The 3217-nt window shown below is 57.6% G+C and carries 1 protein-coding gene; it reads left to right on the plus strand.

Annotation, left to right across the window (positions count from 1 at the left end; translation table 11 throughout):
* Nucleotides 1-185 precede the first annotated feature (185 nt).
* Complete coding sequence (locus ACQZ5Y_RS28250) at nucleotides 186-3161, plus strand: Tn3 family transposase (protein WP_174051273.1); 2976 nt, start codon at nucleotides 186-188, stop codon at nucleotides 3159-3161.
* Nucleotides 3162-3217 lie beyond the last annotated feature (56 nt).

Here is a 3217-nt window from a genome sequence, read left to right on the forward strand (position 1 = left end):
TGGGGTCGGAACAAGAGCAGTCCGAAATCGTACGCTAAGGTCGAACGAAACCGGAACGATACCGTAGATCGGATGTGCAACATCCGATCTCTGTGGATTGCCATCGACATGCGCCAATTTTGATTTCTCTGTCTGGCCCGACTCGACAACGCTTCGAGCAGATTGCTCATCAATGGAGTCGGGCGATGGCAAAGCGCAAGCTTCTTAAAGATCAAGATCGCCGGAAGCTTGTCGACATACCAGTCGACGAGGATAACCTAATCCGACACTATTCGTTGTCATTGGCGGATCGCCTGGAGATTGAACTGCGGAGACGTAATCACAATCGGCTCGGCTTTGCCATCCAGCTATGTCTAATGCGATACCCGGGTCGAGTGCTTGGAACAGAAGAAACTCCGCCTCGCGCCATGCTGACGTATGTTGCTGATCAGATCGGCGCCGCTCAAGACGAATTTGCCCTCTATGCACGCCGCGAAGAAACCCGTCGGGATCATATGGCGCGGCTAATGGTGTATCTGGATACGAGAAGCGCGACGCTGCAAGATCGCCGCGCCGCGCTATTGGCGGCAATTCAAGCGGCGACCATGTCCGACGACGGTGCTGCGATAGCCAGTTCGACTGTCGCCGCGTTTCGCGAACGCGGCGCTCTTCTGCCGGCGATCGACACGATCGAACGCATCGGCCTTGCCGGCCGTGCCATAGCCCGGCGGCGAGCAGAAAGAACCCTGATTGAAGACATCCCACTCGATAGGCTTCAATCACTGGATAGGCTGTTAGAGGTTGACCCGTCGATCGGCCAGACCCGCTTTCATTGGCTGCGTTCGGCACCAGAAGCGCCGGCCGCGTCGAACCTCGTCGGGCTGACCGAGCGGATAGCCTTTCTGCGGCGGCTGGAGATCGATCCGGAATTGCAGGCGCGCGTGTCATCCGGACGGTGGGACCAGATGATCCGGGAGGGCAACGCAACGCCGGCCTGGCTCGCCAACGACTTCAACGCCAGCCGTCGCCACGCTCTAATCGTGGCCCAAGTCATCAAGCTTTGCCAGAAGCTCACGGACGATGCGGTGACGATGTTCATCAAGCTGATGGGTAAATTGTTCTCGCAAGCCAACAATCGAAAGAAGCAGCGACAGATGGACTGCAGAGCGAATACCGCCAAAGCGCTGCGCATGTTTCTCGATACGATCACCGCACTGCAGTCCGCCAACGACTATGGTCGGAACGCATTGGATGTTCTCGACCAGAAAGTCGGTTGGGACCGGTTGCTTCGGATGAAGCCTGAGCTTGAGTCGATGGTCGACGACAACGAGGCACCGCCGTTGACCGTGGCAGCCGAACAATACGCGACCGTCCACAAATACATTGGTGCATTTCTTCAGGCCTTCACGTTTCGCTCGGCGCATCGCCACGACCCGCTTCTGGCGGCAATTGCGCTGCTGAAACGGCTTTATGCCGAGAAGCGGCGGACACTCCCTGATCGCGTGCCGCTCACCCATCTCAGCCAAACTGATCGACGGCTTATCTTCGAACAAGGGAAACCTGATCGCCGTCTCTACGAGATCGCCACGCTAGCGGCTTTGCGAGACCGGCTTAGATCTGCGGACATTTGGGTCGACGGCAGCCGATCTTTCCGGCCGATTGACGAGCATCTGATGCCGCGGTCGACATTCATCACGATGAAGGAAGAAGATCGTCTCGGTTTGGGGGTCCAAGGCGACGGCGCGCAGTGGCTTGCTGAAGCGTGCCAGATGCTCGAGTTCAACCTGCAGCGTCTTGCGCACAGAGCACGATCCGGAAAGCTCGAAGGAGTTCGTCTTGAGGCCGGAACGTTGATCGTCACACCAACCGTCGGCGAAGTCCCCGTGGCAGCAGAGGAACTGAATGCCGAGATCAGCGATATGTATCCGTTGGTCGAGGTTCCCGACTTGTTAAGGGAAGTGCATGAATGGACCGGCTTTGCGGATCACTTCACGCATGTTCGCACCGGCGACATCCCGAAAAATGTCTCTGCCATGCTCGCTGGTGTACTGGCCGATGCGACGAACCTCGGCCCAAAGCGAATGGCGGGCGCATCCAAGGGGATCAGCGCTCACCAGATTGGGTGGATGCGCACATTCCATGCCCGATCGGAGACCTACCGCGCGGCGCAAGCGTGCATCACCGATGTCCACACCCAGCATCCGCATTCCCGCCTTTGGGGCAATGGCACAACGTCATCGTCAGATGGCCAATTCTTTCGTGCGAGCGACCGAGCCGCAAAGCGCGGCGACATCAATTTGCACTACGGCAGCGACCCCGGGACGAAATTCTATAGCCATCTATCAGATCAGTACGGCTACTTCGGCATTTTGCCCATCAGTCCGACCGAAAGCGAGGCGGCCTATGTGCTCGATGGGCTCTTCGACCAGGACACGGTGCTCGACATTCAGGAACACTTTACCGACACGGGCGGTGCCAGTGATCATATCTTCGGGCTGTTCGCCTTGATCGGAAAGCGGTTCTCACCGCGACTGCGCAATCTCAAAGACCGGAAGTTCCACACGTTCGAGAAGAGCGATGCATATCCAACCCTGTCGAACCATATCGGGGCGCCGATCAACACCGCCCTGATTCTCGACCATTGGGACAATCTGCTCCATCTCGCGGCGTCGATCACGACGCGGTCCGTGGTACCGTCTACGATCCTGAAGAAGCTGTCCGCATCTCCGAAGCAAAGCCATCTCGCGAGGGCGCTCCGCGAACTCGGCCGTATCGAAAGGTCGCTCTTCATGATCGAATGGTACTCAAGTCCGGCATTGCGGCGGAGATGCCAAGCCGGTCTCAACAAGGGAGAGGCCGCCCATAAGCTGAAGCGCGCTGTCTTTTTCCACGAGCGAGGCGAGATCCGTGATCGGTCGTTCGAGAGCCAGGCATTCCGCGCTTCAGGGCTCAATCTCGTCGTAAGTGCAATCGTGCACTGGAATACGGTCTATCTTAATCGCGCGGTCACACAGCTGAAACGAGCGGGGCGAGACATTCCTGATACTCTATTGAAACACATCTCGCCGCTCAGTTGGGAACATATCAACCTTACCGGCATCTACACATGGGATGCCGAACATCAGATGCCGAACGGATTTCGATCGCTCCGCCTTCCGGCTAGGCTAAGGAACGCCGCGTAAGTTCTCATTCCGTTCGTCCTTAGCGTACGATTTCGGACTGCTCTTGTTCTAACCCC

It is taken from the genome of Agrobacterium sp. A3-95, assembly GCF_053521785.1.